General features: G+C 45.7%; 28 protein-coding genes and 1 riboswitch. Of the genes, 17 read left to right on the top strand and 11 right to left on the bottom strand.

The genetic code is table 11. The features are described 5' to 3' along the window. Positions 1-17 precede the first annotated feature (17 nt). The 5 genes from KSP24_RS13670 (at position 18) to KSP24_RS13650 (ending at position 4653) form a co-directional block, all read left to right on the top strand. The gene (locus KSP24_RS13670; RefSeq protein ID WP_216975412.1) at positions 18-737 is read left to right on the top strand and encodes a Cthe_2314 family HEPN domain-containing protein; all 720 of its coding nucleotides are present in this window, start codon (positions 18-20) and stop codon (positions 735-737) included. Between the two features lie 129 nt (positions 738-866). Next, a riboswitch (SAM riboswitch) is annotated at positions 867-1005 on the top strand. 136 nt (positions 1006-1141) lie between these two features. Continuing rightward, positions 1142-2173, top strand: a complete 1032-nt coding sequence (locus KSP24_RS13665; protein WP_216975410.1) for a methionine ABC transporter ATP-binding protein — start codon at positions 1142-1144, stop codon at positions 2171-2173. Further along, entirely contained in the window at positions 2160-2828 is a 669-nt protein-coding gene (locus KSP24_RS13660; protein WP_058830398.1) for a methionine ABC transporter permease, read from the top strand. The genes KSP24_RS13665 and KSP24_RS13660 overlap by 14 nt, the downstream gene beginning before the upstream one ends. A 74-nt stretch (positions 2829-2902) precedes the next feature. Further along, entirely contained in the window at positions 2903-3745 is an 843-nt protein-coding gene (locus KSP24_RS13655; RefSeq protein ID WP_137079197.1) for a MetQ/NlpA family ABC transporter substrate-binding protein, read from the top strand. A gap of 143 nt (positions 3746-3888) precedes the next feature. Continuing rightward, positions 3889-4653, top strand: a complete 765-nt coding sequence (locus KSP24_RS13650) for an SDR family oxidoreductase (RefSeq protein ID WP_013372911.1) — start codon at positions 3889-3891, stop codon at positions 4651-4653. A gap of 90 nt (positions 4654-4743) precedes the next feature. On the opposite strand, the gene KSP24_RS13645 is transcribed toward KSP24_RS13650, so the two are convergent. Continuing rightward, positions 4744-4989: a NifU family protein gene (locus tag KSP24_RS13645; protein WP_013372910.1), complete on the bottom strand. Its 246-nt coding sequence runs from the start codon at positions 4987-4989 to the stop codon at positions 4744-4746. A gap of 88 nt (positions 4990-5077) precedes the next feature. Here KSP24_RS13645 and KSP24_RS13640 point away from each other — a divergent pair, with 88 nt between their 5' ends. Further along, a complete protein-coding gene (locus tag KSP24_RS13640; RefSeq protein WP_013372909.1) occupies positions 5078-5335 on the top strand; it encodes a YuzB family protein in 258 nt (85 codons plus the stop codon). A gap of 119 nt (positions 5336-5454) precedes the next feature. Here the strand turns inward: KSP24_RS13640 and KSP24_RS13635 are convergent, their stop codons facing one another. Beyond that, the gene (locus KSP24_RS13635; protein WP_013372908.1) at positions 5455-6522 is read right to left on the bottom strand and encodes an NAD(P)/FAD-dependent oxidoreductase; all 1068 of its coding nucleotides are present in this window, start codon (positions 6520-6522) and stop codon (positions 5455-5457) included. A gap of 205 nt (positions 6523-6727) precedes the next feature. After that, complete coding sequence (mqnE, locus tag KSP24_RS13630) at positions 6728-7834, bottom strand: aminofutalosine synthase MqnE (protein ID WP_013372907.1); 1107 nt, start codon at positions 7832-7834, stop codon at positions 6728-6730. Between the two features lie 372 nt (positions 7835-8206). Between mqnE and KSP24_RS13625 the strand changes: the two genes are divergently transcribed. Both KSP24_RS13625 and KSP24_RS13620 read left to right on the top strand, forming a co-directional pair. Then, on the top strand, positions 8207-8566 hold the full coding sequence (locus KSP24_RS13625; RefSeq protein ID WP_013372906.1) for a HesB/IscA family protein: 360 nt from the start codon (positions 8207-8209) through the stop codon (positions 8564-8566). 194 nt (positions 8567-8760) lie between these two features. Further along, positions 8761-9528 (top strand): S-layer homology domain-containing protein, encoded by a 768-nt coding sequence (locus tag KSP24_RS13620; RefSeq protein ID WP_025674131.1) that lies wholly within the window; start codon positions 8761-8763, stop codon positions 9526-9528. A gap of 154 nt (positions 9529-9682) precedes the next feature. Here KSP24_RS13620 and KSP24_RS13615 read toward each other — a convergent pair whose 3' ends face one another. Continuing rightward, complete coding sequence (locus KSP24_RS13615) at positions 9683-10048, bottom strand: nuclear transport factor 2 family protein (protein WP_013372904.1); 366 nt, start codon at positions 10046-10048, stop codon at positions 9683-9685. An 82-nt stretch (positions 10049-10130) separates the two neighbouring features. Continuing rightward, on the bottom strand, positions 10131-11009 hold the full coding sequence (locus tag KSP24_RS13610) for a LysR family transcriptional regulator (protein WP_216975408.1): 879 nt from the start codon (positions 11007-11009) through the stop codon (positions 10131-10133). Between the two features lie 146 nt (positions 11010-11155). On the opposite strand from KSP24_RS13610, the gene KSP24_RS13605 reads away from it, so the two are divergent. The 5 genes from KSP24_RS13605 (at position 11156) to KSP24_RS13585 (ending at position 14134) form a co-directional block, all read left to right on the top strand. Then, positions 11156-12085: a DMT family transporter gene (locus KSP24_RS13605; protein ID WP_216975406.1), complete on the top strand. Its 930-nt coding sequence runs from the start codon at positions 11156-11158 to the stop codon at positions 12083-12085. Positions 12086-12282: 197 nt separating this feature from the next. Further along, on the top strand, positions 12283-12783 hold the full coding sequence (locus KSP24_RS13600; protein ID WP_254207792.1) for a hypothetical protein: 501 nt from the start codon (positions 12283-12285) through the stop codon (positions 12781-12783). A gap of 81 nt (positions 12784-12864) precedes the next feature. Next, entirely contained in the window at positions 12865-13191 is a 327-nt protein-coding gene (locus tag KSP24_RS13595; RefSeq protein ID WP_013372900.1) for a hypothetical protein, read from the top strand. An 18-nt stretch (positions 13192-13209) separates the two neighbouring features. Beyond that, positions 13210-13500 carry a hypothetical protein gene (locus tag KSP24_RS13590; protein WP_216975404.1) on the top strand — a complete coding sequence of 97 codons (291 nt, stop codon included), beginning with the start codon at positions 13210-13212 and terminating at the stop codon, positions 13498-13500. Between the two features lie 313 nt (positions 13501-13813). Then, entirely contained in the window at positions 13814-14134 is a 321-nt protein-coding gene (locus KSP24_RS13585) for a hypothetical protein (protein WP_013372898.1), read from the top strand. Between the two features lie 161 nt (positions 14135-14295). Here KSP24_RS13585 and KSP24_RS13580 read toward each other — a convergent pair whose 3' ends face one another. The 3 genes from KSP24_RS13580 to KSP24_RS13570 all read right to left on the bottom strand — a co-directional run bounded on the left by KSP24_RS13580 (position 14296) and on the right by KSP24_RS13570 (position 16261). Further along, on the bottom strand, positions 14296-15153 hold the full coding sequence (locus KSP24_RS13580; RefSeq protein WP_216975402.1) for a 1,4-dihydroxy-6-naphtoate synthase: 858 nt from the start codon (positions 15151-15153) through the stop codon (positions 14296-14298). Next, on the bottom strand, positions 15154-15813 hold the full coding sequence (locus tag KSP24_RS13575) for a futalosine hydrolase (RefSeq protein WP_216975470.1): 660 nt from the start codon (positions 15811-15813) through the stop codon (positions 15154-15156). A 202-nt stretch (positions 15814-16015) separates the two neighbouring features. Beyond that, the gene (locus KSP24_RS13570) at positions 16016-16261 is read right to left on the bottom strand and encodes a hypothetical protein (RefSeq protein WP_016820022.1); all 246 of its coding nucleotides are present in this window, start codon (positions 16259-16261) and stop codon (positions 16016-16018) included. A 307-nt stretch (positions 16262-16568) separates the two neighbouring features. Between KSP24_RS13570 and ppk1 the strand changes: the two genes are divergently transcribed. Continuing rightward, positions 16569-18677, top strand: a complete 2109-nt coding sequence (gene ppk1 / locus KSP24_RS13565) for a polyphosphate kinase 1 (protein WP_216975400.1) — start codon at positions 16569-16571, stop codon at positions 18675-18677. Here ppk1 and KSP24_RS13560 read toward each other — a convergent pair. Next, positions 18637-20172: a Ppx/GppA phosphatase family protein gene (locus KSP24_RS13560; protein WP_013372892.1), complete on the bottom strand. Its 1536-nt coding sequence runs from the start codon at positions 20170-20172 to the stop codon at positions 18637-18639. The two genes, ppk1 and KSP24_RS13560, sit on opposite strands and share 41 nt — an antisense overlap. Before the next feature lie 220 nt (positions 20173-20392). Here KSP24_RS13560 and KSP24_RS13555 point away from each other — a divergent pair, with 220 nt between their 5' ends. Both KSP24_RS13555 and sda read left to right on the top strand, forming a co-directional pair. Next, the gene (locus KSP24_RS13555) at positions 20393-21049 is read left to right on the top strand and encodes a YheC/YheD family protein (protein WP_013372891.1); all 657 of its coding nucleotides are present in this window, start codon (positions 20393-20395) and stop codon (positions 21047-21049) included. Between the two features lie 282 nt (positions 21050-21331). Next, positions 21332-21475: a sporulation histidine kinase inhibitor Sda gene (gene sda / locus KSP24_RS13550; protein WP_007431918.1), complete on the top strand. Its 144-nt coding sequence runs from the start codon at positions 21332-21334 to the stop codon at positions 21473-21475. 159 nt (positions 21476-21634) lie between these two features. Here the strand turns inward: sda and KSP24_RS13545 are convergent, their stop codons facing one another. Then, positions 21635-22639, bottom strand: a complete 1005-nt coding sequence (locus KSP24_RS13545) for an NAD(P)/FAD-dependent oxidoreductase (protein ID WP_013372889.1) — start codon at positions 22637-22639, stop codon at positions 21635-21637. A gap of 236 nt (positions 22640-22875) precedes the next feature. Between KSP24_RS13545 and KSP24_RS13540 the strand changes: the two genes are divergently transcribed. Beyond that, complete coding sequence (locus KSP24_RS13540; RefSeq protein WP_058711979.1) at positions 22876-24066, top strand: NAD(P)/FAD-dependent oxidoreductase; 1191 nt, start codon at positions 22876-22878, stop codon at positions 24064-24066. Positions 24067-24184: 118 nt separating this feature from the next. Here the strand turns inward: KSP24_RS13540 and hemQ are convergent, their stop codons facing one another. Continuing rightward, complete coding sequence (gene hemQ, locus KSP24_RS13535) at positions 24185-24964, bottom strand: hydrogen peroxide-dependent heme synthase (RefSeq protein WP_013372883.1); 780 nt, start codon at positions 24962-24964, stop codon at positions 24185-24187. Positions 24965-25304: the final 340 nt, after the last annotated feature.

Genomic DNA, 25304 nt, shown 5'->3' with positions numbered 1-25304 from the left:
TGAAGGAGGCGTGAAGCATGATACGCAAGCTGTTGGGCGAGCCCCCGCGTGTAAATAATGGTTTCCTGCTGGATGCCATGAATAGCATGTCAGACATGTTACATTTGCTGGAACGACAAATCCAGGCCAGTGGTGATCCGACTCATGACTTTCGGAAGGCGGATATTTTGACGCGTGGTCTAATCTCGTCATTGGATGAACTGGAGCAGAGCTATCATGCTGCCGCCTTTTTTCGTATGAAAGTAAAAGCCGGATACGCTGAAGATATGAGCAAGGATGAAAAATCCGATTATGCCTTGTACGTATTCTTTTATAAGGATGGATTTGTGCGGGTATTCTCTATTTTGGATAAGTTGGGTAACTGGATGAATGACCTGTATGATTTGAAAACAGGGCAGTATAAGGCGCACTATTCTTATTTTACTGTGTTGCGACAGCTGAAGTATCTCAAAATGCATCCTATATTGACCGATAATTTAATTGATATCAAGGACACATATAACGATGCCATCAATCGCCTGCGTAAGCGGCGAAATACGGAGATACACTATATGAACACGGAAATGCAGGATGATCTCTGGCAACGTCACCGTGCTTTGTATGGCAAAATCCAACTGGAGGACCTCGATCACCATCTAGAAGATTTGCAGCAGGGCTTGGAAATGGTATGCCGGTCGCTATTAAACGCATTTTCTTATACTGCGAAACAATGGGAGAACCGGGCAGTGCGCCCATAAATATGACAGAAAATATCCTTTGACAAAGCAATGTAAACTATCTATACTGAAACCTAGTTTCAGAAAAATGCTTGAATTATTTTTTTATATAAACTAAACGGACAGCTAAAGCTGGAGTTTAACATATTTTTCTTATCCAGAGAGGTGGAGGGACTGGCCCGATGAAGCCCGGCAACCCGTTCTTTCCCGGTGTAATGCACCGGGAGGGAACATATGGTGCTAATTCCTACAAAACCGCTAGAGTTATAGCGATTTTGGCAGATGAGAAAAGGTTCGCAAGGTGGGGCCCTTTTCATTCTGTGAAAGGGGCTCTTTTTTGTATAAATAAATAGCGATTTTATACAATCCTGAGAGATGACAACTGGTTAAAAGGGTAAGGAAGAAGTGAAGGGGGTCGCAGCACGTTGATAGAGCTTAAGCAATTAACCAAGCATTATGGTAAAGGCAACCGACGCGTTAATGCGTTGTCCGGGTTGAATCTTTCTATAAAGCGTGGAGAAATATTCGGGGTGATTGGTCATTCCGGGGCGGGCAAAAGTACGTTGATCCGCTGTATTAATTTATTGGAGCGCCCTACTTCAGGCGAAGTATGGGTAGATGGGGTTAATCTTGCCACTGTGAGTCAATCCCAGTTACAGAAGCAACGTCGAAAAATCGGAATGATTTTTCAACATTTTAATTTGTTGTCTTCAGCGACAGTGTATGACAACATTGCATTTCCATTACGTCTAGTAAATACCCCTAAGCAGGAGATGGACAAGAAAGTTCGCGAGCTGCTGGAACTAGTGGGGCTGAAAGAACACAGTGGAAAATATCCGTCACAGCTCTCGGGTGGACAGAAGCAGCGGGTAGGAATTGCACGGGCACTGGCTAGTGATCCGCATGTGTTGCTGTGTGACGAAGCGACGTCTGCACTTGATCCGCAGACGACAGGGTCTATCCTGAAATTGCTGTTGGATATTAATCAACGTTTTAATTTGACCATCGTATTGATTACTCATGAGATGCATGTCATTCAAAGCATTTGTGACCGAGTTGGCGTCATTCATCAGGGCAATATCGTGGAGCAAGGTCCGGTGGCGGAAGTATTTTTGAAGCCACAGCATCAGGTAACTAAGGACTTTATCCAGCGGGAGGCAGAACATCCCGAGGAGTTACAAGCAGCGATTGCAGCTGCAGGTAGCGGGGAATCGGCACAGGTGGTACGTATCTCCTTCTTAGGCAGTAAAACTTATGATGCGATTCTGTCGCGTACAGCTCGAAGTACAGGTGTTGATTTTGCAATCTTGCAGGGAACCATCTCTACGATTAAAAATGTACCGTATGGACAGCTGATCGTTCGTTTTGAAGGAAACCATTCAGATATAGAGCATACGCTGCGCGAAGTATCTGGACAAGGACTTGATGTGGAGGTGATTGACAATGAGCGAACTTGATTTTTCGCAAGTGAGTTGGGAAGAGCTGGGGAATTCTACTCTGGAAACCCTTCAGATGCTCGGGGCATCTGCATTATTCACCCTCGTTATTGGTTTGCCGCTCGGTATATTGTTGTTTCTGGCGAGCCGCTCCTCGTTGACTCTGATGAAGGTGATGTACATTGTATTATCCTTCATCGTTAATATTTTGCGTTCCGTACCATTTATCATTTTGATCGTTGCACTTATTCCTTTTACACGATCGTTGGTAGGTACCTCGACCGGAGTGCTGGGAACCATTCCGCCATTGGTTATCGGGGCTGCCCCTTTCTTTGCACGTCTTGTCGAAACATCTCTGCGTGAAGTGGACAAAGGTGTCATTGAGGCTGCACAAGCGATGGGAGCCTCGACAGGACAAATTATCCGGCGTGTGCTGTTGCGTGAGGCACTTCCGGGCCTGCTTGCCGCATTAACCATTACCGTCGTTACACTCGTATCGTACACGGCAATGTCCGGTATGATCGGGGGCGGTGGGCTGGGTACGCTGGCAATCAACTACGGCTATTATCGTTACGAAACGGCTGTAATGATCGTTGCAGTCGTACTGATGGTCGTATTGGTACAATTGCTGCAAATGGCAGGAGATCGCCTTGTGCGGCATTATACTCGGAAATAGGGAAAACATATAGATATCCTTATTGATCAGGACGTCTGATCCTGAATATTACAAATTATTGGAGGGGTAACAACATGAAGAAATGGGTATTGGCTGTATTGAGCTTGACATTAATTGCGGTACTGGCTGCTTGCGGTACAAAAAGCACTACATCGGATACAAACAATGCGGCCGAAAATACAGGCGGGTCACCACGTGAAGTCGAACTGAAAGTTGGAGCTTCTCCTGTGCCACATGCGGAAATTTTGGAAGCGATCAAGCCTCAGTTGGAAAAAGAAGGAGTTCGCCTTCAAGTCGTTCAGTTTAACGACTATGTACAGCCGAACGTGCAATTGTTCGACAAGCAACTGGATGCTAACTTTTATCAACATGTACCTTACCTGAATGTGATGAATAAAGAGCGTAAAATGGATCTAGTATCTATTGGCGCCGTTCATCTGGAGCCATTCGGTATCTACTCCCAAAAATATAAAAAGCTTGATGAACTTCCAGACGGTGCAACAGTAGCGATTCCGAACGATGCAACCAATGGAGGCCGTGCATTGCTGCTGTTGGAGAAACAAGGTCTGATCAAGCTGAAGGATGCAAGTAACATTGAAGCTACCGTAAAAGATATTACTGAAAATAAGAAAAATCTGGAATTCAAAACTTTGGAAGCAGCTATGCTGCCACGTCAGTTGCCTGAAGTAGATATTGCGTTAATCAACACGAACTACGCTTTGGAAGCCAAGCTGAACCCGACCAAGGATGCATTGGCACTGGAAGACAAAGATTCTCCATATGCTAATGTACTGGTAGCACGTCCTGACAATAAAGATTCCGAAGCGATCCAAAAATTGTTTAAAGCTTTGCAATCTCCAGAAACTAAAAAATTCATTGAAGACAAATATCAAGGCGCAATTATCCCTGCATTTTAAGCAGAAAATAAGAAACCGCTGAACGTAAACCCCAGATTCTCTTGAACAAGAGGACTGGGGTTTCTTCTTAGCTGGAGTTGTAGGGATTGCTTAAATATTTTATACTTGAGGGTGACCGTTCTCTGTGAAGAGGAGGAAAACTGTTGAGAGACAAAGTCGCACTCATAACGGGCAGTGCCAAAGGTTTAGGTAAAATGACCGCTCTGCGTTTGGCTGATGAAGGTTGTGACATTGCACTAAATTATGTCCATAGCCAGGTAGAAGCCGAAGCGCTTAAGCAGGTAATTGAATCTAAGGGAGTACGCTGTCTATCTTTACAAGCAGATATCTCTGTTCAGGAAGATATCACCAGGCTGATCGGTGAAGTGCAGGATCGTCTGGGCGGGGTTGATATTATGGTGAACAATGCCGGACCCTTCATCCGGGAACGCCGTCTTTTTGCGGACTACAGTGTAGCTGAGATTCATGCCATGATACAGGGAAATTTGGTCGGTACCATGTTGCTGGATCATTTGGTATTGCCGCACATGCGTAGCCAGCAATGGGGACGTATTATTCATTTTGGCTTTGGTCATGCTGGAGAAGCAAGGGCTTGGCCGCATCGGGCTGTCTACGCAGCTGCCAAGGTGGGGCTGGTGTCTTTTACGAAGTCACTAGCTGTAGAGGAAGCTCCCTATGGCATCACGGTCAATATGATCTGTCCAGGGGATATCCGAGGAGCGAACAAGGAAAAGTCGATTGCCGATGTCATCGGCATGCAGGATAAAGAGACACCGCGTGGGCGTCCAGGAAGCGGAGAGGACATTGCGCGAGTGATCGCCTATTTGTGTGAGGAGCATTCAGATTTTATAACAGGCAATATTATGGATGTGTCCGGAGGATTGGACCCCATTCGGCCAACCATATAAGCTTGAGAGAGCTTTAGACGCTGTAATACAAAAAAGAGTCTTGAGCTTCGTTACCGAACTCAAGACTCTCTGATCATTATGCATCTAGCATTAGAATACTTGTACCACTTCTTGGACGCCTTCAACTTCTTCGAGAAGAGCGCGTTCAATCCCTGCTTTCAGCGTAATTGTAGAACTTGGGCAACTGCCGCAAGCACCTACCAGCTTCAGCTTAACGATGCCGTCTTCAACGTCAACCAGCTCAACGTCACCGCCATCGCGTTGCAGGAACGGACGGAGCTTATCCAGTACGTCTGCTACTTCATCATACATCTGAACGCTTTGTGCTTCGCTCATTAGAATTCAACTCCTTTCCTATACCTTGTTTATTATATTACAAAGCGGGCCAAATTAAAATGCCCGTCATCCAAAGCAGGTGAAAAAAATGTTAAGACCTATTATTGAATTTTGCACCAGTAACATGCATTTTGGTACCGATGAGATTATGGCTAAACTGGAACAAAATCCAGATTATGATGTGATTGAATACGGCTGCCTAAGCAATTGCGGTCAGTGTAACGCTGAGCCTTATGCGATGGTTAACGGTGAAATTGTATCCGCAGATTCAGCAGAGCTTCTGTACGAAGTGATTCTAAACAAAATTAAAGAAGCCGAAGCATGGGACAACCTGGATTTGGATTGAAAATAGAAGTCATCCGCAGGGCCAGCCTTCTCTTGAAGAAAATATATATTATTCATAGATGCAACAAACAAAGAAGACCAGCTGTGGAAGCAGGTCTTCTTTGTTTGTTGAGTATCCAATTAGCCAAAATGGCGTTTGGACTTCCAGAGCACACCGCTTTTCAGCAGACGTGGCACTCGTCCACGCAATGAGGTACTGCCCATAAAGCCATAACCGAATCCGGCCTTCTTGCCCAGCGCACCTAATGTACCGCGTAGCTTTAGAGGATGCGGGTGAGGCGTTTGGCCTTTCCACAGGTCGCGTACAATGTGGGCAATCTGCTCTCCTTGCACCTCTGCCGCCTGAGCGCTTGGAGAGTAAGGAAGGCTCGCACAGTCTCCGACGACGTACACTTCAGGATGATCCGGTATTTGATAATATTCATTTAGCACGATGCGACCCTGAGGGTCTTTAGGAACTGCTAAATCCTGTACAATTTTAACGGGCTGAATCCCAGCTGTCCATACAACCGCATCGGTCATAATTTGCTCGTCACGGTTGTAAATAGCTCCTGGCTCAATACGGGAAACCGCAACATGATTTAGCGCATTCACATGATGCTCCTTGAACCAGGCATGTACATACGCAGACAAACGTTGCGGAAATGCTGATAGCACCCGCTCGCCCCGATCCATAATCGTAATATTCAAATCCGCGCGGCTTTCACGTAACTCCGCAGCAATCTCGACACCACTTAGGCCGCCACCTACAATATGGACATGTCCATAAGGCTTGATTTCATTCAAGCGCAGATACGTTTGGCGAGTATGATTAAAGGACTGGATTGTACAGCTGTATTCTTCTGCCCCCGGTGTATTATGAAAGCGGTCGGTACAACCTAGTGCAATGACAAGCTGGTCATAGGGCAAAGGCTCACCGTCTTGAAAATGGACCATTTTATTCTCAAGATCCATCGATGTGACTTCTCCATATTTGCGAATAAGGCGTTGTTCATCGGGAAAATGTACCCGCAAATCAAAATCAGATACGGTACCTGCCGCAAGGGCATAGTATTCTGTTTTCAAGCCCTGAAAGGGCATCCGATCCACTAAAATAACTTGAATATTGTCGGGAATGTGTTTATCCAGCAATTCTTTGGCAATGGTAAGGCCGCCATAGCCGCCCCCCAGAATAACGAAATTTTTCATCAAAATCCGCCGTCCTTTCGTTACCGTGTCCCCGGCAATGGTCTGGTGTCTTGTCGATCTAGCCACAAGTTTTTGTTGTTGTAAAACCCGGAAAAGCGGGCCTGCCTTTGGCAGACAGACCAGTGTGTTCCGGGGCAACTTGAGGCTGCATGGTGTGAGTAATGGGGATAAAATGCACGCGGGAAATCTGAATCCGATGTTACACTTATTCGAAAACTTCGATTTCGTTATAGAAGGTGTCACGTTCTACAGGTATGCGTCCAGCACCTTTGACCAGCCAGATTAGCTCTTTACGTGTCAATCCGGAAGGGGTTAACGCACCTGCAGCATGGCTGATCTGCTCGCGCACAATCGTGCCATGGACATCTGATGCGCCAAAGGTAAGAGCGACCTGCGTCAATTGTGGACCAATATTAATGAAGTAAGCTTTAACATGGTCGATATTGTCCAGCATCAAGCGGCTGATCGCAATGGTTTTGAGATCCTCGTAAGCAGAGTTGCGACGCATGATGTTGGCGTTTTTGCTTTTCGGCTGCATGGACAGTGGGATAAATACCATAAATCCGTTCGTTTCGTCCTGCAATTCACGAATTTGCAGCATATGCTCAATACGATCCTGATAAGTTTCGACTGAACCGTACAGCATGGTCGTATGAGTTTTCATACCGAGATTATGGGCCGTACGATGTACTTCAAGATAACGGTCCACATTGGCTTTGGTAACACGCATCTTCTTCCGATATTCATCAGATAAGATTTCCGCGCCCCCACCAGTCAGAGATTGAAGTCCTGCCTTTTGCAGCTCTTGAAGAACTTCTTTAATACTCAAGCCGCTTATGCGTGTGAAAAAGTCAATTTCCGCCGCAGTGTATGCTTTCAGTGTAACGTTGGGATACTTTTCGTTCAGCGCTTTCAGTGAATCTACATAGTATTGGAAAGGTACATGATTATTATGACCGCCGACGATATGGAATTCTCTTACGCCTGGATGGATATGTTGCTCTACATAATCAATCATTTCCTGTCCGGACAACGTATAAGAGCCTTCCTCCCCCTGATCCTTGCGGAAATTGCAGAACGCGCAGCGCGCTTCGCATACATTGGTGAAGTACAGGCTCATGTTTTCAATAAAATAAACCTTTTTTCCGTTCTTGCGTAAATTAGCTTCGTTAGCCAACTGGCCCAATGTGAGAATATCGTCAGTTTCATACAAATATATACCATCTTCGAGGTTCAAACGAATCCCGTTTTGTACCTTTTCTACAATTTCCGCCATTCTGCGGTCTGTAAAAGGTGTAACTAATGTGGACATGCCTATTCCTCCTTCAAGTTGCTCTGTGCGAGGCTGCCCGCCAAATTAGCGGCACAAGCGCTTGATGCGCACAGGATGTCCCGTTCCGTCGGTAAGAATCCGGCAGCGCGGATATACGATATGTGAAAAATGTTACAATGCCAGGCTACAATGACGAATGTCTCTTAATTTCGCCTTTGAAATGACAAATTTCCGACAGTTTCTTTAACACACTCTTTACCTATTATAAACCTCACACCACTGGTGTTCAATACAAACGAGTAGAAAAAGAGGTGTTTAAGCCTGTAACGGAAGGACATTCCATGACTTGAGCACCTGCAAATAAGAGAGTATACTGAAGGGGAGCATGAAGTAAAAGAGGAGGATGGAGCTATGATTAACATCACCGATTCCGCTGCTGAACGCCTGAAAGAAATGCTGGAGCAGCAGGAAACGCCGAATATGTTTTTACGTCTGGGTGTTACGCCAGGTGGTTGTACCGGATTTTCGTACGCCATGGGCTTTGACGACAACGAGACGGATCAAGATATATATATGAATGTACAAGATATGAAAGTAGTCGTGGAAAAGGATAGTATCCGCTATCTGGACGGTCTGGAAATCGACTTTGAAGAGTCTGGTATGTCCGGCGGTTTCACGATTCATAATCCAAATGCTGTAGCTACATGTGGCTGCGGTTCAAGCTTCCGTACAGCTACAGATGCAGGAAAACCAAACGAAGAGCCTTGTTAATTTTTCGAATGGTGGTCTGAATTATTCCTAAAGATACACGTTTAGGTTACGGATAACGGCCTTTGTAACGAATTTTACTCGTTGCGAAGGTCGTTTTTGTGTTTAGGTTCATCTTTTGCATAGGAAATACCGATATAACATTGAGTCTGGAGAACTATTTTCTACGTAAATTTACCTAAAGGAAGTGGAAAAAGATGTTGAAAAAGAAATGGCTGATTACCCCTGTGGTTGCGGTGGCACTGTTGTTCAGTCAATCCGCAATGGCGGCAGTTACGTTTCCCGATGTGAATGGTACAAAATATGAATGGGCTGCCGAATCCATTCATTCGATGGTCGACAAAGGTGTTGTCAGCGGCTATACGGATGGGACCTTCAAGCCAGGCAAAACCATAACAAAAGCAGAATTTGTACATATGTTTCATAAACTTTTTCCAGAAGTCAATTATTCAGCGGGTAAATCTTCAGAGTTTGTAGATGCACGCAAGCACTGGGCGAATCAAGATTTTGCAGCTATATTCAACGGGGATTATGTATGGCCGTTTGCTGAAAGTGTAGGGGGCAAATATCCAAACTATCAATTCTATGTCAATCCTGACAAACCGCTGACCCGTTGGGATATGATGATGATTGCTTCTGTTCGAACAGATTATACCAATCAGACTCTTCATCCTGAGATTGCCGAAGTAATTTCCTCAGCTGCACAGTACAACGATATGAAAGTTCGTCAGGCAAATTACAATGACAAATTCTCAGCCTACTATCCGGTACTGTACATCGACACAACGGGAGAAGAGTACTCCTATGATGGAGATTTCCAGGATCAAAAGGCAGAAGCATTCTACACCCTTACCAAGATGGGCGTCCTTACCGCTGACAATGGATACCTTCGCCCAAAGGCACAGGTCACACGTGCTGAAGCTGTTACCCTTTTACAGCGTTTGTATGATGCTACAACCAAGTGACTTAACAAGACTGTAAAAATGAAGAGCGCTATCCCTAAAATGGTTAGTGCTCTTGTGCTTACACCGTGCCATTGATTTAATTACGAAGATTCTTGCCGTAGCTGCTCACCTGTCTTAGTCAGATTTAGCATCCATGGCGGATTCGCGACTAATCTTATTTTACCGTGCTACAATGCCCTGAGATGATCTTCAACGCACCATCTATATTGTGCCAAACGCGTGTATAGCACATTTCATCTTCAATGGGATCATTGCCTACCGTTCCTCGTAAAGAAACGCGGGTCACCGTAACGACAGTATCATCCAGCGGAATTACTGATTGATTAAGAACTTGAATATCCGTAAAATGTAAAACACCCGAACGGTGGGCTTCCAGATCTGCTTCTTTGTTTATTACTTGTCCAAAGTGATTCACAAATATAAGATCGTCATGAATTAGCTCGTTCAAGATCTGCACATCACTGGCCAGCATCGCCTTACGCAGTTTTTCCTCGTATTCGATGATTTGATTATTCTGCATATGAATAGACACCTCTTATAATAATGTTTCAGGTCATATTTAGGAAATATTATACACCTACCGAAATCCCGTGACCAATGCTCTATTGCTTCAAATTCGTAAACAGCTCCTGCGCGGTTCGCACAAATAACTGTACAGCAAGTGAAGCATTGTGTAGAGAAGGCACAGCGATACCAATTTGACGCGTGATCAGAGGCGTGATTTCCTTAACGGTCAGATCATGGGGGAACGTAGATAAGGCGAGAGAAGAGACAATGCCCATACCTAGTCCTTGTCGGACCATGCTGACCAGCGTGCTGATATTGTGAGTAATAAATTGTGCTTGCAACTGACTTTGTTCGCGTTCAAACCCTTCCATAATGGCGACCTCATGTCCACCTTTACAAAAGATCATCTCCTGTTGATTCAAGTCTCGGATGGCGATCTTGTCGTGCGATTGAAAAGGATGACCATCAGGCAAGAGAATAATCATGTCATCCTGACATAAAGGAATTACATCTACCTCAGGGTCTGGCAACAAGATGATTCCCGCTTCAATTTCTCTGGTATGCACCCACTCCTTGACCTCATTGGTAGAGCCTTCATGTAAATCGAAAACAAGGTTCGGATAGTGCTGACGAATATGATGAATAATGGGGGGCAGAAAATAGGCTGAGGCAGAAGGAAAGGCACCAATCGTGATTGTACCTACGTCCAAGCCTTTTTCAGCGGCCACCTGCTGCTGTACTTTTTCCATGCTTTGCAGCATCATGCGAAATTGCAGCAGCACCTTGTGTCCAATATCTGTAAGGAGCACGCCTCTTTTTCGATCGCGCAGCAATAGCTGGACATCGAGCTCGTTCTCGATACTGGCGATGGCATGGCTGACCGCAGGTTGCGTCATATGCAGCTCATGGGCAGTTTGAGTAAAGTTTAGTGTTTCAGCTACGCGAACAAAGATCATAATCTGAGTTATAGTCATAAGTGAAAAGTTATCTCCCTTATTGAAAACATTCATTTTATTTATTAGTGACCACAGTATAAGCTAGTAAAGCAAAACTTTGCAAACGGCTATTCAGATTTTAGTCGTAAGCAATGCGCAATGAAATTTTAAGGAGAGAGACATCTATGAAAAAATTAACGCCTAAAGCTACGTTGTGGCTTGTCTTGATATTAGTGATGGTATGGGGGATCAACTGGCCGTTGACCAAGCTGGCCTTGCCAGATACGCCGCCGATATTTTTTTCGGGAATCCGCACGCTGCTGGGTGGTGTAATTCTGCTGTTGTTTGCTATACGTAACCGCGAAGGTTTACGTCTTAGACAAAATGTGTGGACTTATCTTGTGCTGGCTATATTTAATATTGCAGGCTACTATGGCTTGCAGACGGTAGGACTGCGTTATTTGCCTGCTGGATTATTTTCCACTTTGGTATTCCTTCAACCGATCTTGTTGGGATTATTCTCCTGGTTGTGGTTGGGAGAGCGTATGTTTCCTCTGAAGGTCATTGGACTGGTACTCGGTTTTGGCGGAGTGATCGTGATTAGCTCAGGCGGAATGGCAGGTCATTTGTCTGTGCTGGGCATTGTGTTGGGGCTAGCCTCGGGACTGTGCTGGGCGCTCGGAACGATTTATATGAAGAAAAAAAGTAAACAACTGGACTCCATTTGGGCGGTGACGATGCAACTCATTTTGGGAGGGATCATACTCAACGGGATTGGGTTTACGACCGAGAAATGGAGCGATATCCACTGGACAGCCTCCTTTATCGCGATTCTATTGTTTATTTCAGTATTCGTGATTGCGATGGGCTGGATGATTTATTTTAAGCTAATCGACAATGGGGATGCAGGAACCGTCGGCTCATATACGTTTATGATTCCGGTGCTATCCACACTCTTTAGTATGGTCATGCTCAGAGAGTCCCTCACTTTGACATTTGTAGTGGGGTTGGTGCTGATTGCAGGTAGTGTGTATTTGGTAAATACAGCTTCTCCCGGAAAGCGAGCGAACCAAAGCTCGAAGGCTGATGAAACGAATTCCTGTACAAATGCTTAGAAATATAGGATTAGGAAAAATATACTAGAATATCAGAGGGGAGAATAGTAAAATATGACTATATAAATAGAGAGGAAGTTTGGTATGGGAGAGTTAAGTGGTCATACTCAGACTGTGGAGCCGCAACCACAGTCTATTCGTAGCTGGCAGTTGTAGCAACGGTCATTTCAGGAGTAGCTGTACTAGGCTGTATAGCCTTGGCGGTATGGAACTATAATCTGAATACAAAGGTCAATTCTTTAACTATAGCGAATGCATCGCTAAAACAGACAACACAAGTCTTAACCAAGCAACAAAATGATACAGAGGCGCTACTGGGAAAAGTTAAATTAGCAGCCAACCTGTCATCCATAACGCATCTGTTAGAGCAGACATCTGTCGTTACTGATGATTTTGTATTGGAAAAAGTGACTTTTAATGTGGCAGAGGATGGCAAGTTGAAGGGTGTGCTACTGAATGTGAACAACCAACCTAATCTCGGTTTTGGCGGTGCTTATCAAGGTTATGGCAAATATAATATGTCTTCTGCTGCATTGACGAAGAAGGCAGAGGAAGTCATCAACATAGCTATGAAAGAGTACAATACATCTGACAAGCTTCCGGTATGGGATAAGAATACGAAGGTGGAAATGACGGTTCAAAATTATCCGCTTGGTAAGCGGGAAGGCGGCATTTTTAAGCTCACTGGTCAGCAATAGGAAGGAACCTAACGTTAATCCGATGCTGGGCATTACAGATTTTTGTCTTATGGAATGTAAATTGAGCGGGGGAGCTAAGAAATGGACAGATACACACCTACAGCGAGGGAACGCTGGCAGATGAAACAGAGTGAGCCGCAGCCGCAAGGCTGGGTGCTCGCTCTATTTGGCTGGATTTTTTCAGGTTTGGGGTTCGTATTTAGTTTTTTTGTCATTGGAGGCTTACTTGGGCTTATCGGCCTTGTTTTCGGAATTTTGACTAGAAAGATGGAACAAAGAAACACGCAGGGCATCCTGATTATCGTCATCAGCTCCGTCGCCATTGGCATTGGCCTGTTGATTTTTATGATTTTTTTCGCGCAAGGTTTTGTAGAAGGTCTGAGAGAAGGTTATAATGAGCATTATTAGGTCAGGGAGGTAACACCATTGAGCGTCATTGTTTCACAGCAAATCTCGGCAACGGGTGTGAAGGAATATACGAAGGTGATTAAAACATTTGATTCCCCTTTTACACCTTTGGTTGGACAGAAAATCAGGGATACGGCATTTGGCGATATGCAATATTATGATGTCGAGGACGTATTTATTGATCTAGCGGAGAATGAGTACTGGGTAATTCTACCTTCCATTTTGCTGCATACAGATGATATTGAGGATATACGAGATGCTGTGCGTGAGTATCGTTCACACGGTTGGGAATGTACGAAACCTCTATAAATGCATACTGCTTAAGCATCTACATGGAGACGTCTTTCTTTTGCCAGATAGGCGTTTTCTTGTGTATTTGTGTATAAACTATTCCTAATGATTGGCATGAAAAGAAAGAAATTATGCTGAAAATGCGCAAAATGTATCATTTTTTATCATAAAACGACAAGTTGGGAAATGAAAACGGACTTAATGTGTTATACTTAGTATATCAAAGGACAAGAGTCTAAAACGACCGGTAAGGCCCTTTCTTTGAAGAGCCTCTGAAGGGTTCAACGTTTATCCAAAATAAATGGTCAAAAGGAAAAGGGGAAATGCTAACGTGAGAGTGAATTTGAAATTTACGAACAAAGGGCAAGTTGCAGTTGAGAAGTTCAACAATGAGGAGCTTATCGAAATCTTTAGCCGCTACATTAAAACGTTATGCAAGAAGTATGATATCTCGGTTACGGTACCTGAGGATCTGAATGAGCAGATTTTGGAAGAGGGCACCGTAAAGGTCGTGTTGGATAAGATTAATTGTGACATGGACGCTTTTTTCAAGGAGCTGAGTCGGGATATCAAGGTGCCGCTGGTCAAACGATTGGGTACCAAACTGGATAACGTGTTTAAGACCGAGGTCGTGGAGCAAGAACAGAGCTAAGAATAGAGATCAAGCGAGATCTCATGAAGATTTGCATCATGAATTGAAATCATAAAACCTCCCGAATGGGGCGCATGGCTAGGCAATGTGCTCGTTCGGGAGGTTTTATATGTTTAAGCTGCTTTATTCAGGAGATAACATGCATGGCATGTCTGCGCCTTTTAACGTGTTGTTGTGGACGTAGGGCGCAGTTTGGCTAAATCAAACGAAGGCACCAGCCCTTCCTGTGCAGCGCGACCGAGCAAGGCTTCGATGGCGGCATAACCGCTATCGCCCAAATTGGCGGTAAAATCGTTCACGTACAGGTCGATATGCGATTGGGCGACATCGGGTGATAGCTCTTGCGCATGAGACAATACATATTCACGCGAAGCTTCGGGATGTTTCCAAGCATATTCGACAGAGGCGCGTATCCAGTTGGTGATCGCCTCCAGATCCAGCGTACGACGGGCAATAATAGCTCCGAGCGGAATTGGCAGTCCTGTATCTTCTTCCCACCAGTTCCCCAGATCAACTTGCTTGCTAAGTCCATAGGACGGATATGTGAAGCGTGCTTCATGAATCACCAATCCCGCATCTATATGTCCGTCACGGACAGCAGGCATAATTTGGTCGAACGGCATCACGACAATCTCGCCGACACCCCCAGGCGCATGCTTGGCCGCCCATAGGCGGAACAGCAGATAAGCAGTGGAGCGTTCACTTGGAACAGCTACACGCTTGCCGGACAGGGCTTCCGGACCTTCGACGGTGGAACCTTCCTTGATCAGCACGAGCGGCCCACAACCCCGGCCCAGTGCGCCGCCACAAGGCAGCAGGGCGTACTCATCCAGCACCCAAGGAAGTGCAGCGTACGAAATTTTCATGATATCAAGTCCGTCTGGTGTGATCGCCAGATTGTTGGTGATGTCGATATCGGCGAATGTAATGTCCAGCGCGGGTGCGCCCGGAATTAATCCATGAGCCAAGGCATGGAAGACAAAAGTGTCGTTAGGACAAGGTGAAAAAGCAATTTGCATCTATATAACCTCCGTTAATGTAGAAAATGCGGCTTCCAACGCTTGCAAAGCCTCTTTGATTCGCCAGGCTGCACGGTCACGCGGACCAACAGCATTGGAAATCGTGCGAATCTCCATCATCGGCAGCTCGAACCTGTTGGCCGCCACGGCAACGCCGTAACCTTCCATCGCTTCGACAGCAGCTCCGGGAACGCGTTTGGCTAGGCGTTCCGCTGTTGCCGCCGTGCCGGTGGCCGTCGAGACGGTCAGGATCGGTCCGGCGACGGCCGTCTGGCCAGCGTCACGCAGCGCCTGAACGAATCGCTGCGTGGTGGCAGCGTTCACGGCAATGCGGCTGGAGCCAAAACCCAGCTCGTCCACGCTGCTGAAACCCTCTGCCGTCTCTGCCCCCAGGTCGGCGGCAATAATCGCGTCAGCGACGACGACGCTCTCCAGTGCAGCGACCTTCACGAAGCCGCCCCCAATTCCGGCGCTAATGACTAGACGGTAATCGCCTGTAGCTAGTGCCAGCGCGGTTGAAGCCGCTGCGGACGGAGCGCCTACACCAGCCAGTTCGACCACAAAGCGTGTGTCGCCTTTCAGGCCGCGCAGCACAGCCTCCCGTTCGCCTTCAACCGCGGTCATGACCAGGATGCGCCCATCTGATGTTGAATGCTCCATGGGTTGATTCCCCTTTAAATTTAGGTAATATGCTTTCTTATCATACTGCTTTTCCAAACGATGTTCAAAAAAAGTCGACAAAAAAAGCGCTCTATGGCGCTTTTTCGGAGAAACCTGCAAGATTCAACAGATATGAAAATTGGTAGTTTAAACATATAACCATTCTAATCTGGAAGAACAGCGCAGACATAGCATATAATAATTATATCGGCTGATCCTTCGTGATTAGCTGAAACATTGTGATATTGCGGTCATAATGGCTTGGGGTCCCATCCTGATTGCGCACCCGAATCATCTCGCTGCTGAACAATTCGATATAGCCACAGCCTATCTCACAGTATACGCCTGCAGGGTCTTCTTGCCAGACCGAAACGAGGTGTTGAGACAGCGCCGCGGTAAAAAATTCGATGTTTTTTTGCAGTACACGTGGCGTTTTCTTGGGTTCCATAACGTAAATCCTCCCTATATCATGCCATTTGAAAATCAGCAATTGAACGTGGCTACTAAGTGGTTATTAGACATCATAATGAACTTAAACAACTGAAAAAGGTACGGTTCGTCCTTCTACTCTATGAAACAGACGTAAACACTGTACCGCTTAATGCTATTTTTGTAAAGCATCCGTTTGACCTTTTCGACATCCATTGTGTGTTTACACACATTTTACATTGCGTTTACACTTCTGTGATGCTAGTGCGTTTCATCTAATAGTACAATAAAGGGTAACTATACTGCATGAAATTGATGGAGGCCATATGTTGATAGAGAGTCAGAAGAAGGATAAAGCCGGGTCAGAACGTTACTTTAACCGAGATTTAAGCTGGATTGAATTTAATCGCCGTGTGCTCCAGGAGGCTCAAGATGCAGATACACCGTTGCTGGAGAGAGCCAAATTCTTAGCAATTGTGTCCAGCAATTTGGATGAGTTTATGGCTGTTCGTGTTGCAGAGACGCGCGAGAAGATCAAGGCTGGTTTTATGCAAAAGGATTTTACGGGATATACCCCCTCCGGTTTGTACAAGCGGCTGATCAAGCGTACCGTCTCGATGGTATCCGAGCAATATCGAACCTATCGTGATATTTCTCGCCTATTGACGAAAAAAGGTCTTTTGCTACTTGAATATAATGACTTAAATACGACACAGCGCAAGTCGCTGGATGCATATTTTCATGAAATTATATTTCCGGTGCTCACACCGATGGCGGTCGATCAGAGCCGTCCTTTTCCACTAGTTCACAATAAATACGTATATTTGGCAGTTGTCTTGAGACGTCCGGGAGATACGGAGGAGGATAAGCCGCTTTTTGCCATTGTGCAGGTGCCTTCCAATATTCCGCGTGTTGTTTCGGTACCGTTACGTTCCAATAGCAAGAAGAAATCATTTATTTTAATTGAGGAACTGATTAAGCATCATATACAAACGCTGTTTTCCGGATATATACCCGAGGCGGTTCATCCCTTTCGGGTTACGCGTAACTCTGATTTGTCCATTAATGAAGAAGAGATCGAAGATTTGCTCGAAGAGATTGAAAAAGAGCTTCGTCGAAGACGGCGGGGAGCACCGGTCAGACTGGAAGTCGAGAAAGGAATTAACCCCTTTGCTCTGATGGAGCTTCAACGCGAATTCAAGCTGTTCGATCATGTATTTGAGATCGACGGGCCGTTAGATCTGACGTTTTTATCGTCTTTTGCCGATCATTTGGAGGGGTATTCGCATCTGAAGTTTCCGGCAATCAAACCATTGTATCCGGAAGAACTGCCTCCGCAAGAGGATATCTTTAACGTACTTCGCAAACGTGACGTGCTCGTGTACCATCCGTATGAATCATTCGATGCGGTAACTGATTTTATCATTGAGGCGTCGGAGGACCCGGATGTAATGGCCATTAAGATGACCCTGTATCGTGTCAATGGAGAATCGAAGCTCATTCCGGCTCTGGCACGTGCAGCCGAATCGGGTAAGCAGGTGACGGTAGTGGTCGAGCTGAAGGCACGTTTTGACGAAGAACGTAATATTGCTTGGGCGCGTACGCTTGAAAAAGCTGGCTGTCATGTAGTCTACGGGTTGGTCGGCTTGAAGACGCACGCCAAAATTATTCTAATAGTACGCCATGAACGTAATGTGCTCAAACGATACGTGCATGTGGGAACTGGCAACTACAATGAAAGCACAGCTCGTGTATATACGGATATCGGGTTATTCACTGCGGATCCGGTGCTGGGTGAGGATGCTTCTGAGCTGTTTAATGAAATCACGGGTTTCTCGGCGCTCAAGACTCCGCAAGCTTTCACCGTAGCCCCGACGGGAATGAAAAATAAGCTGTTTGAGCTGATCCGCAGGGAAGCGGAGCACGCACTTGCAGGCAAGCCAGCCCGTATTATTGCCAAAATTAATTCTTTATCCAATCAGGAAATGATTGATGAACTATATGCGGCTTCTCAAGCAGGTGTAAAGATTGATTTAATCATTCGAGGGGTCTGCTGTTTACGCCCTGGCGTGGAGGGCTTTAGCGAGAACATTCGGGTTATCAGCATTGTCGACCGTTTCTTGGAGCATTCCAGACTGTTCTACTTTGAAAATGCAGGTCATTCGGAGCTATTCTTGTCCAGCGCCGATTGGATGACTCGCAATCTGACTCGCCGGATTGAGCTGATGTGCCCGATTTATGACGACCGAATCAAAGAAATGCTGGTGGATATTTTACGTTTATCCTTGAAAGATAATGTAAAGGCGCGCCAGCTTTTACCTAATGGTAGCTATCAATTTGTAGCAAGAAACAACGAAGAGGCTCCCATTAGGAGCCAATTCGAAGCGATGAAGGTTAAAAACTGGAAGAAGGAAGAATGGACCACGACAACGTAAGATTCCAGGCCTTTTGGAAATCTTTTGCGACAGCCACCAGATCTCGTTGTTCCAGGATCGGTTCACTCCTGCTTTCCAGACGAATATGCAGCGCATCGTCTCCTGTCGTGGGATGGATGCTGGTGATGATGCCGGATTCGCTACGATCCATGCCGATTGCTAGCTGGAGCAGAGAGCCGAGCCGATGTACACGTTCTTCGTCGGAAGGCTCCAAAATATCTGCATGTGTACGCAGCAAGCGGGGGGTCCGATTTTTGGGGTGGTAATCAGCGATCAGCGCGGCTAGCACCGTTTCCCGGTGAGATAAACCGCCAATGCCTGCGTGCAAGATCCAGAACACGGAATGCTGGCGGAAATGATAGTAATTCAAGGCTGCGCCTGTTTTGTAAAGAGTTGCTGCAGTTAGTAACAAGCGTTTGTCCATAGCGATTGAGGTTCCCTCAGCTAAAGTGTCATAGAGCCGGACGGCGTACTCGTTAACCCGCTTGACATGCGCTTCGCTAACCGGGACAGCAAACGACAGGATATTGCGAATGGACGCGATGAGCGGGTTAGCCACCACAGGTTGCTCAGCGTTGACTAGCTCATGAAACAGGCCGTCTCGCAGACCCGCTCCACTGACCAAATACGCGGAGCCTTGAGCAGCTTCAAAGATCGTTTTCAATATAATGAGCCCCGGTACGATAATGTCGGCTCTGTCTTTGGACAGGCCGGCTGTTTTTTTGCGTTTTTCATAGGGCAGATGAGGCAGACTACTATAGAAATAATCGACATCTTCTATTGTCATTTCGTAATGGTGTGTCACAGGAAGCGAGTAATCCCGACGTTTCTGATTGATTTTAGCCAAAGTACGGAGAGTTCCACCCAACCCGATAAACGGCAGACCCGGATTGGAGAAGATCCAATCATGGTTTTGCAGTGAAGAACGGACAAAGCTCTCCATTTCCTCAATCTGTCCAGGAGACCATTCGCCATTCTTGACCTCACGTCCAAAGCGCCAATTCATATTGACTGCGCCAAAGGGAAATGAAACTGTATGCAGTCGTGTCCGATCACGGAACAGCGTAATTTCGGTACTGCCGCCCCCGATGTCAATAATAATTCCGTCACTCACATTCATTGTATTCACTACGCCCAGAAAACCGGCATAGCCCTCTTGCTCCCCGCTCAGTATTTCCAATGTTAGATCTGTCTCTTCCGCAATCCATTGAACGATTTCGTCCGAATTCGCCGCATTGCGGATGGCCGCTGTTGCTGCTGCACGCATTCGGACAACCCCGTGCATACGGCACACTTCCATAAATTGGCGTAACAATGGAGCGATGCTGCGTATTGCTTCTCGTTCCATACGACCGTTGGCCCCAACCTTTTCGCTCAGCCGGGCAGCTTCTTTGCATTCCTGCACAATTCGATAAGCTCCTGTCTCTGTCATTTCATAGATCACGAGACGTATAGAGTTTGAGCCAATGTCCATGATGCCAATTTTGCTATTCATGAGTTGACCTCCTTGTTGAAAGAAACCATTTGCCAGCAAATTCAACTGCTCCGTTCTAAATGGTATTCAGATTATTGTCATTGTACCAGTGTTGTCCGGTGCATGCTACCGTTCACCATGATCTTGTCGAAATAGACACATGATCCTGACAAACATCCAAGAATAGCACACCCCTATTGAGTATGTATAAGTATACCTGACGGCGAAAGGAGAGAATTAGATGAGACAACTTGCAAGCAAATGGCTAAAGACGAAGGCCCTCCTCCATCATCCACATACCGCCGTTTATATACCGGAAACCTGTCTATATAGTGAAGAACAATTGCGCATGATGCTGCGGCGGCATGCTTTTGTATTTATAAAACCCGTAAAAGGAGGCGGAGGGGGCGGAGTCATGCGCGTGGCAAAGGAGGGGAGGGGCTATACCTGTACGCGTATGGAACAAACACATCGGTTCAGCCATTTTAGTGCGCTTGTAGTCGGAATCGATAAGCTCCGAATCCAACGTCCGTATCTCATTCAGCAAGGTATTCAACTAGCAAGTATCCAAGGTAGACCTGTTGACTATCGAGTCAAAGTCGTAAAGGAAGGGGGAAAATGGGAGTTTCGTGCAGTGGTGGCGCGTCATGCTCGCCCCGGACTGGTCATAACGAATTTGTGCAAAGGAGGAACTTTGTTGAAGGGAACCGAGGCACTTCGGATGATATATCCGCGACGGCTAGCTATACGAAAGCGGCGGGAGATCGTTGAACTTACACAGCACTGTATTCCTATACTCGAAAGGAGATTTCCCGGGATCGGACAACTGGGATTTGATTACGGGCTTGATTGGAATGGACGGATATGGATTTTAGAGGTAAACACAAGACCTCAATAAATTCATGTTTTTTTCAAAAAGTTACCATTATAATCTATTAACAAGATGCTAAATATAATATATTTGTATAAACATAAAAAAAATTTTTTTTGCGTTTAATCGCCAAAATTCTGTGTATAAATATTGTCCACATTATCCCCTGTCACATATAAGGGTTAACGACACTTACCAACAATTTATACACAGGATTTCCACAATTGACTGTGGATAACAGAACGCTTGTTCCGTTTTTGGTATTTTGATAGAATAGATTTTGAAATAAAAGGAAAGGTTGTGTCGAGGATGGCTATGCTGACGGATGAAATGCTTTTGGATTCCTATCAGATGGCAATCGAGCTTAAACTTGAATGTGACTTCATTGCACTGTTGCTGGCTGAAATTCACAAAAGAAATCTAGAGATGAATACAGCCGTAGTCCTTCATTAGACCGGACAAGCTCTCGTACTGCGACTGTAAAGTCATTCAGGGTTCGGATGACTTTACGGACAATCACTGCAACGAATAGGCACACCGTAAAAAAGGGTATTTCACTCCAGAGATTCAAACCTGGAGTAAAATACCCTTTTTTGTCATAGTCTAAATTAACTACATTTTCATGTTACTGCTGTGACCGGGAGACAACTTGGCGTCAGGATCTACATAGACCTTGGCGTTGTTGACTGCCGTAGGGGCTTCACCAAAGCCAACCGCGATCAGCTTGAGCTTGCCTGGATAGGTGGTGATGTCTCCTGCAGCGAAAATGCCAGGAATATTCGTCTCCTGACGAGAATCGACCACGATGGAGTTACTTTCGATTTCAATTCCCCATTCAGCAATCGGGCCAAGTGTGGATACAAATCCAAAGTTAACAATGACATCGTCCACTTCGATTTCCTGAGTTTCTTTGGTTTTTACATGAGCAAGAGTGACCTTCGTAATCGTATCTTCCCCATGCAATTCTGCAATTTCCGTTGGTGTAATAACGTTTACTTTGGAAGCGAGGAGGTTTTCGACACTGTGTTCATGCGCGCGGAATTTGTCACGGCGGTGAATCAATGTAACCTGTTCTGCAATCGGTTCCAGCATAAGGGCCCAGTCTACAGCAGAGTCACCGCCGCCACTGATTAGCACCTTACGGCCTGCAAATTTGCTCAGGTCGCTGACAAAGTAATGCAGGTTCGTTTTTTCAAAACGATCGGCACCTGGAAGCTCCAGTCTGCGCGGCTCGAAAGCACCCACGCCAGCGGTAATGATAACCGCTTTACCATGATACTCGCCACCTTTGTCTGTTTTGACGATGAAGTGGCGTTCTTCTTTCTTCTCTAACGATACAACTTTCTCTTCTAGCTGCACCTCTGGATTAAAATGGTTCATTTGTTGAACCAAATTGTTGACCAGTTCCTGTGCAGTCACTTTAGGAAAGCCAGCAACGTCATAAATATATTTTTCAGGATAAAGGGCTGCAAGCTGGCCGCCCAGTTGGGGCATACTTTCAATTAAGGTGACGGATGCCTGACGCATTCCTCCGTAAAAAGCGGCGAAAATACCGGCTGGACCGCCTCCGATTATGATCAGATCGCGGATCTCCGCACCTGTGGATTGAGCTGTCACTCTAAAAACACCTCCGAAAGGGATAGTATGAATTGTAGATATTGAATCAGCCGCATAGAGGTTCAGATAGCCGCCGAACGTATGATTCACTGCTTATCATTATAAACTGCCGGGTTCCTCTTGCAAAGTTAAAGCGATTAATATTTGATGAAGACTTTCCTGTGAGTATAAATTAACCGTGTTGAGAGAAAAGCTGTGAATATTGAATGATTATGTATATCGGAAGGGGTAGAAGCATGAGCAGTATTCCCAAAATTGTCATTGTGGGCGCTGGATATGGCGGAATATTGACGGCTCAGCAATTGCAAAAGGAGCTCAAGCACAATGAGGCAACTGTCACGCTAATCAACCGTCATGATTACCACTATATTACGACTCATCTTCACATGCCTGCGGCAGGAACGGATACGATTGAGCATTCGAGGATTCCGATTGCGCAGCTCATCGATGAGTTCAAGGTGGATTTAGTCAAAGGAACAGTTAAGGAAATCATACCAACGGAGAAAAAAATCGTGCTGGAGGATGGCTCGCTATCCTACGATTATTTGGTTATCGGACTAGGTGGGGAGCCGGAAACATTCGGTATTCCAGGGATGGATCAATTCGCGCTGACGATTCGCAGTATTAACTCTGTGCGCCTGATTCGAGAGCATATTGAATATCAGTTGGCCCTATATAAAAATGATGGTAAACCAGGTCGCCTAAATTTCGTCGTAGGGGGCGCTGGTTTTAGTGGCATTGAGTTTGTAGCGGAGTTGGCGGATCGTCTGCCACAGCTGGCTAAAGCTTACGATATCGATTTTAATCGAATTCAAATCATTAACGTTGAGGCAGCTCCTACAGCATTACCAGGGTTTGATCCTGAACTGGTGGAGTATGCGATGGATGTCCTCAAACGTAAAGGGGTTAACTTCCGTATTGGAGTTCCGATTAAGGAATGCCTGCAGGATGGTGTAATCGTTGGTGAGGGTGAGAAAATTGAAGCCTGCACGGTCGTCTGGACGGGTGGGATCCGTGGGAACGGTTTGATCGAGAAAGCCGGATTCGAAGTGATGCGTGGAAGGGTGAAAGTCGACGATTTTCTGCGTGCACCGGGTCACGATGATATTTTCATTATCGGGGACAGTTCTCTGATGTTTAATCCGGAAGGACGCCCTTATCCACCGACTGCCCAAATTGCAATGCAGCAAGGAGTGCTTTGTGCCAAGAATCTGGCCGCTACGCTCCGCAAAAAGGAGCTGCACAAGTTCGTATTCTCCAATAAGGGTACAGTTGCATCTCTTGGAAAGGGCGAAGCCGTCGCCGTAGTAGGTAAACGCAAAATCAAAGGCTGGGTGGCCGCACAGTTGAAAAAGATCGTAGATCTACGCTATCTGTTCATCATTGGCGGCATTCCACTGGTATTGAAAAAAGGGCGATTTTTCTAATCTCATCCAAGTAGTCAAGATGCACCTAAAACAATAAGAACAGAAAAAGGTTTCCACGACTCCTACCAGAGCCTGGAAACCTTTTTTCTATTGCTTTTCTTTTCTATATATTAGAGTCCTACAGCTTCAGCATGTCTTCAAATGTTTCTTCGTTCAACACGCTGCCGACATAGAAGGAACCAAATTCACCGTAACGGGCACTTACTTCATCAAAACGCATTTCATAAATTAGCTTCTTGAATTGAAGTGCGTCGTCGGAGAACAGGGTTACGCCCCATTCCCAATCATCGAAGCCGATGGAACCTGAGATGATTTGCTTTACTTTGCCAGCATAGCTGCGTCCAATTAAACCGTGGCTGCGCATCAAGGTGCGACGTTCGTCCATCGAAAGCATGTACCAGTTGTCATCCAGATCACGTTTCTTGTTCATTGGATAGAAACAAATATAACGAGCCTTGTTTAATACAGGTTTCAGGCGTGCGACAATTTGTGGATTTTGCATTGGATCTTCTTCCTTGCTCAAATAATTACTCAGTTCGACCACACTTACATAAGAATAAGTTTTGGTCGTATATTTGGCGAAGGTTGTTTTGTTGAACTCATTTTCCAATTTATTGAGGTCTTCCAGCGTTTCACGCAGGTGCAGCATAACAAAATCAGCCTTTTGTCCGACTATAGTATAGACAGCCGAGCTGCCCAGGCCTGCTTCCTCGGTAACGCTCCATTCCTTCATAAACTCTTGAAGCTCGTCCAGTGCTCCCGCGCGCTCTTCATCGTCTGCGGTTTTCCATGCCGTCCAGTTGATGGACCGGAAATCGTGAAGCGCATACCAGCCTTCCAGTGTGGAGGTTACTTCGTTGGGTGTTGCTGGGGTTTGTTGAGGTTGATGTTGATTCACGATCTACACTCCTTTACGATCTGTAAATGTAATCGGCTTAGCCGAAATATGTGTACTTCCGTATATCGTTCCAGTATCCAATACGTGATGTTTAACCATTATATTGTAGCTCAATTTGGAGCTTTTCACCAATGAAAGAAGTGTGAAGAATATTATTTTTCCATGATGCAGGTCACAAAAGTCATAAAATAGTTAGTATTCTCGAAAAAAGAAGAACTCGGACGAATACGGCTGCCAAAAAGGAGGACAATTGCCCTTATTTTGTTGGTCCCACCCGAGGGCAAGTATGATAGAATAGTAAAACATCTTGGAGAACGTTATGTCAGGAAAGGAAGAATGT

Source organism: Paenibacillus sp. AK121 (genome assembly GCF_019042715.1).
In the GTDB taxonomy this organism is placed as follows: domain Bacteria; phylum Bacillota; class Bacilli; order Paenibacillales; family Paenibacillaceae; genus Paenibacillus; species Paenibacillus polymyxa_C.
This window is presented reverse-complemented; position numbering and strand designations above follow the sequence as displayed.

Bases quoted from the DNA above. Each gene is read 5' to 3' on its own strand.
- KSP24_RS13670 (WP_216975412.1), top strand. From the start codon at position 18: ATGATACGCAAGCTGTTGGGCGAGCCCCCGCGTGTAAATAATGGTTTC.
- KSP24_RS13660 (WP_058830398.1), top strand. From the start codon at position 2,160: ATGAGCGAACTTGATTTTTCGCAAGTGAGTTGGGAAGAGCTGGGGAAT.
- KSP24_RS13655 (WP_137079197.1), top strand. From the start codon at position 2,903: ATGAAGAAATGGGTATTGGCTGTATTGAGCTTGACATTAATTGCGGTA.
- KSP24_RS13645 (WP_013372910.1), bottom strand. From the start codon at position 4,989: ATGAGCGAAGCACAAAGCGTTCAGATGTATGATGAAGTAGCAGACGTA.
- KSP24_RS13640 (WP_013372909.1), top strand. From the start codon at position 5,078: ATGTTAAGACCTATTATTGAATTTTGCACCAGTAACATGCATTTTGGT.
- KSP24_RS13635 (WP_013372908.1), bottom strand. From the start codon at position 6,522: ATGAAAAATTTCGTTATTCTGGGGGGCGGCTATGGCGGCCTTACCATT.
- mqnE (WP_013372907.1), bottom strand. From the start codon at position 7,834: ATGTCCACATTAGTTACACCTTTTACAGACCGCAGAATGGCGGAAATT.
- KSP24_RS13625 (WP_013372906.1), top strand. From the start codon at position 8,207: ATGATTAACATCACCGATTCCGCTGCTGAACGCCTGAAAGAAATGCTG.
- KSP24_RS13620 (WP_025674131.1), top strand. From the start codon at position 8,761: ATGTTGAAAAAGAAATGGCTGATTACCCCTGTGGTTGCGGTGGCACTG.
- KSP24_RS13615 (WP_013372904.1), bottom strand. From the start codon at position 10,048: ATGCAGAATAATCAAATCATCGAATACGAGGAAAAACTGCGTAAGGCG.
- KSP24_RS13610 (WP_216975408.1), bottom strand. From the start codon at position 11,009: ATGACTATAACTCAGATTATGATCTTTGTTCGCGTAGCTGAAACACTA.
- KSP24_RS13605 (WP_216975406.1), top strand. From the start codon at position 11,156: ATGAAAAAATTAACGCCTAAAGCTACGTTGTGGCTTGTCTTGATATTA.
- KSP24_RS13595 (WP_013372900.1), top strand. From the start codon at position 12,865: ATGGACAGATACACACCTACAGCGAGGGAACGCTGGCAGATGAAACAG.
- KSP24_RS13580 (WP_216975402.1), bottom strand. From the start codon at position 15,153: ATGCAAATTGCTTTTTCACCTTGTCCTAACGACACTTTTGTCTTCCAT.
- KSP24_RS13575 (WP_216975470.1), bottom strand. From the start codon at position 15,813: ATGGAGCATTCAACATCAGATGGGCGCATCCTGGTCATGACCGCGGTT.
- KSP24_RS13570 (WP_016820022.1), bottom strand. From the start codon at position 16,261: ATGGAACCCAAGAAAACGCCACGTGTACTGCAAAAAAACATCGAATTT.
- ppk1 (WP_216975400.1), top strand. From the start codon at position 16,569: ATGTTGATAGAGAGTCAGAAGAAGGATAAAGCCGGGTCAGAACGTTAC.
- KSP24_RS13560 (WP_013372892.1), bottom strand. From the start codon at position 20,172: ATGAATAGCAAAATTGGCATCATGGACATTGGCTCAAACTCTATACGT.
- KSP24_RS13555 (WP_013372891.1), top strand. From the start codon at position 20,393: ATGAGACAACTTGCAAGCAAATGGCTAAAGACGAAGGCCCTCCTCCAT.
- sda (WP_007431918.1), top strand. From the start codon at position 21,332: ATGGCTATGCTGACGGATGAAATGCTTTTGGATTCCTATCAGATGGCA.
- KSP24_RS13540 (WP_058711979.1), top strand. From the start codon at position 22,876: ATGAGCAGTATTCCCAAAATTGTCATTGTGGGCGCTGGATATGGCGGA.